The organism is Breznakia sp. PF5-3 (assembly GCF_029504745.1).
Classification (GTDB): domain Bacteria; phylum Bacillota_I; class Bacilli_A; order Erysipelotrichales; family Erysipelotrichaceae; genus Breznakia.
Genome location: NZ_JAQFIQ010000010.1, coordinates 56,907 through 63,242, shown reverse-complemented (window position 1 = coordinate 63,242; position 6,336 = coordinate 56,907). Strand labels below are relative to the sequence as shown.

At 31.3% G+C, this 6,336-nt stretch carries 5 protein-coding genes and 1 other annotated feature; of the genes, 3 read left to right on the top strand and 2 right to left on the bottom strand.

Annotated elements, in window-relative coordinates; all coding sequences use genetic code 11:
- Positions 1-158 precede the first annotated feature (158 nt).
- Positions 159-360 (top strand) — a binding site (T-box leader).
- A 30-nt stretch (positions 361-390) separates the two neighbouring features.
- Together metG and M2475_RS03910 are read left to right on the top strand one after the other, a co-directional pair.
- Complete coding sequence (gene metG / locus M2475_RS03915; protein ID WP_277489702.1) at positions 391-2,313, top strand: methionine--tRNA ligase; 1,923 nt, start codon at positions 391-393, stop codon at positions 2,311-2,313.
- Positions 2,313-3,206, top strand: coding sequence for a GNAT family N-acetyltransferase (locus M2475_RS03910; protein WP_277489700.1), 894 nt, complete (start codon positions 2,313-2,315; stop codon positions 3,204-3,206). The genes metG and M2475_RS03910 overlap by 1 nt, the downstream gene beginning before the upstream one ends.
- Before the next feature lie 25 nt (positions 3,207-3,231).
- Here M2475_RS03910 and M2475_RS03905 read toward each other — a convergent pair whose 3' ends face one another.
- Both M2475_RS03905 and M2475_RS03900 read right to left on the bottom strand, forming a co-directional pair.
- Positions 3,232-4,587: a DUF6179 domain-containing protein gene (locus M2475_RS03905; protein WP_277489698.1), complete on the bottom strand. Its 1,356-nt coding sequence runs from the start codon at positions 4,585-4,587 to the stop codon at positions 3,232-3,234.
- Positions 4,584-4,991 carry a DUF6323 family protein gene (locus M2475_RS03900; RefSeq protein ID WP_277489697.1) on the bottom strand — a complete coding sequence of 136 codons (408 nt, stop codon included), beginning with the start codon at positions 4,989-4,991 and terminating at the stop codon, positions 4,584-4,586. The genes M2475_RS03905 and M2475_RS03900 overlap by 4 nt, the downstream gene beginning before the upstream one ends.
- 454 nt (positions 4,992-5,445) lie before the next feature.
- Between M2475_RS03900 and M2475_RS03895 the strand changes: the two genes are divergently transcribed.
- Complete coding sequence (locus M2475_RS03895; protein ID WP_277489696.1) at positions 5,446-6,330, top strand: PHP domain-containing protein; 885 nt, start codon at positions 5,446-5,448, stop codon at positions 6,328-6,330.
- Positions 6,331-6,336: the final 6 nt, after the last annotated feature.

Below are 6,336 nucleotides of genomic sequence, written 5' to 3'. Positions count from 1 at the left end.
TAATATTATCCTTTCTCACAAAACACAAAGCTCCTTCTACTATACCGGTTTCATCTTAATGCAACAACCTGTTGCTTTAAGTTTAATAATCAAGGGAGTTATAATCTTTTCGTGAGATAGCTTGCATATAAAACAAAAAGAAACTATAATGAAAGAGTAAAAATGCGATGAAGAAAAGAGTAATAATTTTGCGATGCATAGAGACTAAGTGGTTGGTGGAAACTTAGGTTCAAGAAGTTATGAAGATGGTTTTGGAGCACTTATATCGAATAATTAGATATGAAGCGTAGAACGGCGTTAACGTTTAGAGGTGTAGATATACACAAAATAAGGTGGTAACACGAGAAACTCGTCCTTTGGGGGAGTTTTTTATTTTATGGAGGTCATATTATGGGAAAAGAAAAATATTATATTACAACAGCAATTGCATATACTTCTGGAAAACCGCATATCGGAAATGTATATGAGATTATCTTAGCAGATAGTATTGCAAGGTATAAAAGAATGGTGGGCTATGATGTGCTCTTTCAAACAGGGACAGATGAACATGGTCAAAAAATTGAAGATAAGGCGAAAGAAAAGAATATTACACCACAAGAATACGTGGATGAAGTAGCAGGTACTGTAAGGTCAATGTTTGACTTAGCGAATACATCTTATGATAGATTTATTCGTACAACGGATAGTGATCATAAAGCTGTTGTACAGAAGATTTTTAGAAAGCTGTATGAGCAAGGAGATATTTATAAAGGCGAATATGAAGGATGGTATTGTAAGGCTTGTGAATCTTTCTTTACCGAATCACAGTTAAACGATGGAAAATGTCCTGATTGTGGTGGTGAAGTATATATCGCTAAAGAAGAGACATACTTTTTCAAAATGAGTAAGTATCAAGATCGTTTGATGAAACACATTGAGGATAATCCTGAATTCATTCAACCAGAATCTAGAAAGAATGAAATGATTAATAATTTCTTGAAACCAGGATTGCAAGACTTAGCTGTATCACGGACATCTTTTAAATGGGGAATCCCAGTTGATTTTGATGAGAAGCATGTAATTTATGTTTGGATTGATGCATTGAGTAATTATATTACAGGAATTGGCTATGATCCAGATGGAAATCATGGAGAGTTATATAAAAAATATTGGCCAGCAGATCTTCACTTAATTGGTAAAGATATCTTGCGTTTTCATACTATTTATTGGCCAATCATGTTGATGGCATTGGATGTTCCTCTACCAAAACAGATCTTTGGTCATCCATGGATTTTAGTGGGCGAAGGAAAAATGAGTAAATCAAAAGGTAATGTTATTTATACAGATGATTTAGTACGTTATTTTGGTGTAGATGCTGTACGTTATTATGTGCTTCATGAAATGCCATATGCACAAGATGGTGTAATTACATGGGATCTTATGATTGAAAGAAACAATTCGGATTTAGCAAATGTTTTAGGTAATTTAGTAAATCGAACTATTTCTATGGCAAATAAATATTTTGATGGTGTTGTGAGAAATCCAAAAATTAGTGATAGTATGGATGAAGAATTGATTACACTTGCACAAAATACCGTAGTAAAAGTAGATGAACATATGGATTCTTTGCATATTAGTGATGCAATTAGTGATATTTTCACACTGATTAGACGTAGCAATAAATATATTGATGAAACTTGTCCATGGATTTTAGCCAAGGATGAAGCAAAGCAAGATCGTTTGCAAACAGTATTGTATAATTTATTGGAAAGTATTCGTTATACAGCAGTATTACTTAGTCCTTTTGTTCCTGAAACAAGTGATAAAATATTAAAACAGTTGAATACAAATAAAAAAGATTATGCTAGTATTCAACAATTTGGTCAATTGGAAGAAGATATTAAACTAGTGGAAAAACCTGAGATTCTTTTCCAACGGGTTGATGAAAAAGAATTTGCAGAACAATGGGAAGCTGAGCAAAATAGTAAAAAAGAAGAAGTAACACCAGCAAAGCCGGAAATTACATTTGATGACTTTATGAAGACAGAAATGAAGGTTGGATTGATAGAGAAGTGTGAAAAGCATCCTAAAGCAGATAAATTATTAGTATCACAAATTAATATAGGAAGTGAAGTTCGCCAAGTTGTAAGTGGTATTGCAGATGCTTATAAGCCAGAAGATATGGTAGGGAAAAAGGTTGTTGTAGTCACAAACTTAAAACCAGCCAAGATTCGTGGTGTTGAATCACAAGGAATGATTCTTGTTGGTGAAAATGGAGATCAAATAGAAGTATTGAATGTGAATCATTTAGATGCGGGGTCTATTGTTCGCTAATGAAACATAAACAATTGCAACCAAGTATTATTTTATCTTTGGTAGCCATAGCCTTTTTTATCAGAGGTACAATTAGTAGTGAGCCAATCATGATTGGAGTTGGAATTCTTATTTTGATATTAGCACTGAGTAGAGCATTTTTGATCTTAAAGTTATCCGATGTAGATCTAGATGATGTTCATTATGATGATGCTATTGCAAAAATATTAAAAAGTGATGAAGTGCTTTATGTGGAAATGTTGGAAACATATCGTAAAGGGGATTCTAAGATTCTATATGCGGAAATGGATGGTATCTTGCTCTATGATGAAAAGGATGATACCTATCATGCAATGACTATTAATGAAGAAGCAGCAAAAGATATGGTAAAAATGATACCACAAGATTATCATTCACTTATTGCTTATGATGCAATCACAGAAGCGATATTTGAAAAAGAATTAACTTATAATGAAAAACTTTATTACTATAATTATGTATATCAAAAAAGGGAAGAGTTACCTTTAATCAATAAAGAAGTAGAAATTCGCCAATTGGATGATAGCTATTTGGAAGTGATTAAACGTCATTATAGCGTTAAAAGTTTAGCAAGCGATACATATCTTCTGGAAAGAATCAAAGCAGGGATGTTGGGGGCCTTTATTGATGAAGAATTGGTAGGATATGTAGGAAGACACCCAAGTGGAGCCATTGGCATGATTGAAGTGTTTGAAGCCTTTCGTAATCAGAAAATAGCGATTACTTTGCAGTCTGCTTATATAAATCACGTTTTGGAAGAAAGTGATGATGTTATCTTCACACAGGTAGATCAAGCAAACACTGCAAGTGATCATATTCAGATGAAATTGGGGTTTGTGAAAGCAGATAAAAAATGCTGTTGGTATATTCGTTAAATCTACAGGAAATCCTGTAGATTTTTTAATTCATAATATTTAAGATATTTTGTAATTCATTCTTTTTTTCATCTGTAAGTTGTTCTATGTAAATAAGAAAATAGGATTGCCATTGACGAGAAATATCTAAATTATGAAGATATGAGGTATGTAATACAATTGTTGCATGAAAAACAAATTCTTCTGGATATGTATATTTAAATAATAAAGCAATGCTCAGTATATCTAATTTTTGAAATAACAAAGGATAATGGTCATCTGTGAAAATATCAGTTTCTAAAATATCGATGATATCGTGAATGGAAAGAGAATATTGAAATAGAATTTGTATTTTCTCATCAGCATTATTTTTTTCTTCGATTTTATTGATGATTTGTGAAAACGTTTTGCTACTAACAGATGGTTTATCGTGAAAAGTAAATTTTGCTTTTTGAATAGATTTTGTAATTATTAGGTGATCCAATTGATTGTGTTCTAATGCAATTTGTATTTTTTGTGAAAGTTGTTCTTTGTATCGATAAATGTATTGCATTGTTTGCTTATCTAGTATTATATCCATATTTTGATAGATTGTTTCTACCGTAGTATGGGTATTTTGAATCAAAGAACATAGGTATCGTTTCTCGCTATCTAAAATCATTAGTGAAGGTTTTTGGTTTGGTAGAAGTGTTGAAAACATAAACTGAAGGAGTACGATTTCCATGATGTTGATACCCAACAAGTGAATACTTACACCAACATGTTCTTCGTAGTTATGGAATAGGGTAACTAATTCTTCGGTTGTAAAACGTTGACAAAAAGTTTGTTCAATGGATAATCGCTTTGCATATTCAACTGCCAAATCAACACCTTTTTTATGATACATATCATGATCAAGAGGAATTCCATCAAGCAATGGATAATCAAAGTCTTGACGACAATAAGTAGCACGATATTCGATATTATATTCATGATAAAAGTATAGCAGTTGTTGCAAAATAACATCTTGATAACGTTCATTGTTGATAGGGAGGATAGATTGCTTTAACTTTATATAGAGATCATATACTTGCTCGTGTAAAGCAGTGATGGATTGTTTTCCTTCATCATAAAAAAATGCAATGTGTTTTGCTTTTATGAATTCAATGGGGTTTTTATGATATGTTGTAGCATGATCAAGTGTGTAGTATACACTATTCATTATTTGATGGTATTTACGTTTTGATATTGTTGTGGTGCGATTATGTGTATGAGTAAGAACAAGTTTTTTAACTAATAAGAAAATTTGTATTTGAATATTATGGTATTCTTCGTCTTCCATGAAGGAATGAGTACGTAAGAATTTTAATATATCAAGGAACGTTGTATTTTCAAAAGAATTAGATTGAATTGTATGTTTCATAATTTCTCCTGTAGTATTTTTAGCGTATCATAAAGTAATTTTGTGGATATTTCTCCATAGTGTAATAAATATATTTGATAAAGTGTATAAATGATTTCATCATCGTAATGAAGAGTTCCAATTTGTTTTCGACATGCATAGAATAAATCTAGAAAGTGAACGATTAAGTCTACATAATTGCTTTGTCGTATATAAGGAGATTTATTTACAGTCATTGCGATAACCTTAATGATTGTTGTATCTAAATCAATTAGGTTATAGTGTGTATAGAGTTCTTTTTGTTTTGCTAAAAGAAATTGATAGTCTTCTTCACTTAACGAAAATCCATAACTAGCAATTTCAGCATTTACTTCCTTTATTATCATCTGAGTATTTTCTTTTGTTTTAATTGTATAATATTTCATAAATTCTCCTTCTCTTTATTACTTAATACACCTATCTAGGAATATATACAAGACTTGAAAAAAGTGCTAAATTATGGTAATATAAGCATATAAAGAGGTAGGATAAATATCTCTTTTTTTTAAATAATTAGTAACAAAAAGAAAAAGGCAATCATTTGATTGCCTTTTCCTTCGTATGACTACATAACCGATTTTTTATCCTCCACTTTATGTTATCAAATAGTTAATAATTCCGCCCTCTAATTCGATAACACAGCCCTGCAGAAGTAGTTGGAGTAAACCGCGAAGCCAACTCAACTTGAAAGTGCCGACGAGAGTCAAAAGCGCTTTCTATCATTTAGTACATTTTAAAAGCAATTTCGTTCATAAAAATTTAAAAAATTTTATTTATTCATATGTTGAAATTAGAAATGTTATAATATTATGCTATAATAAAGGCAGAAATGAGGTAATTATGGACTTTGATTTACATATGCATTCAAATTATAGTAATGATGGAGAATATACTCCTACACAATTAATTCAGATGGCACATGCGAAAGGAATTAAGACCGTTGCACTAGCCGACCATAATCAGATGCTAGGGATTGATGAGATGATTAATGAAGGAAGTAAATATGGGATGCAGGTAATACCTGCAATTGAATGTGATACAAAATTTGAAGGATTTGAAGTTCATGTATTAGCATATGGATTAGATTATAATACAGAATATTTTAAATCTTTGAATAAAAAAATAAGTGATTTGATTTATGATTCTACAAAGACACGTCTAGAATTATTTGAAACATATTTTAATATAAAATTAGATGTACAACGTCTTATGGACATGGTTGGAGAAAAAGGAAAGATGATTGATGCTATTCTTGATATTCTAAATGATCCACGTTATAAAGATGTTGAAGCATTTCATCCTTTCTTACCAGGAGGTGAGCAAAGTGATTCGCCTACAGCAAATTTCTATTGGAAGTATTGTTTTAAGGGAGCACCGTGTTATGTAGATGTAGCATTTCCTTCTTTAGAAGATACTGTTAAGGAAATTCATAAAGCTGGTGGTATTGCTGTATTGGCTCATCCATGGAAGACATTTTACCAAAGAGAAGATTTGTTGGAAAAAGCTATTTCCCAGGGAATTGATGGAATTGAAGCGTATAGTAATTATCATAATGATGAGCAAAATATATATTATGAAGCATATTGTGATAAGCATCATTTGCTTATGACCTGTGGTTCGGATTTTCATGGAGCTACCAAACCTAAGATTCAGCTTGGTGAATATGGATATAAAAAAAATAATGGACAAGCAATCTTAGCGGCGTTCAATGCATACTTAAAATAAAAATAT